This is a genomic window from Gemmata algarum (assembly GCF_034097035.1).
GTDB lineage: Bacteria > Planctomycetota > Planctomycetia > Gemmatales > Gemmataceae > Gemmata > Gemmata algarum.
Genome location: NZ_JAXBLV010000123.1, coordinates 1 through 633 on the forward strand (window position 1 = coordinate 1; position 633 = coordinate 633).

Genomic DNA, 633 nt, shown 5'->3' on the forward strand with positions numbered 1-633 from the left:
CCAACGTCGGGAGGGCTGACCATGACACGACTACCCGTTGTTCCGCACCTGCCCCCCGCCGAGATCGATCAGCGGTACCGGAATTGCCCGGACGCGGCCGAGAAGACCCGGTGGCACGTGCTGTGGCTGGTGACGCGGTCCGATGAGCCGATCTCGGCCACGGCGGCGGCCCGCCTCGTCGGGTTCACGCCCGCCTGGGGCCGTGCGATCCTCACGCGGTACAACGCCCACGGCCCCGAGGGCCTCACGGACCGGCGCCGGGACAACGGGGCTCGGTACAAGATGCCCCCGCCCCAACACGCCGAGCTACTCGCCGCGCTCCGGAACCCGCCACCGGACCACGGGTTGTGGAGCGGACCCAAGGTCGCCGCCTTCGTCCGGGACCGGTTCGGCATCACGATCGTCAACCAGACCGGATGGCAATGGCTCAAGGAACTCGGGTTCCGGTTGGTCGTCCCGCGCCCCCGGCACCCCAAGGGGGCCACCGCCTTCCAGCAACAGGAGTGGCTTTGACGGGCTCGCCCGTCTGATGGCCGAGCTGCGCCAGGGGCACCCGGACAAGGAGGTGGAGCGGTGGTGCGAAGATGAAGCCCGGCTCGGGCTCAAGCCCGTGGCGCGTCGCGTGTGGGCCCT

Annotated in this window: 1 protein-coding gene; it reads left to right on the top strand. The window is 70.9% G+C overall.

The features are described 5' to 3' along the window. Nucleotides 1-21: 21 nt before the first annotated feature. Complete coding sequence (locus R5W23_RS11315) at nucleotides 22-513, top strand: winged helix-turn-helix domain-containing protein (protein WP_320686411.1); 492 nt, start codon at nucleotides 22-24, stop codon at nucleotides 511-513. Nucleotides 514-633: the final 120 nt, after the last annotated feature.

What these genes read in the sequence shown, in the direction of transcription:
- R5W23_RS11315 (WP_320686411.1), top strand. Translation starts at nt 22, where the DNA reads ATGACACGACTACCCGTTGTTCCGCACCTGCCCCCCGCCGAGATCGAT.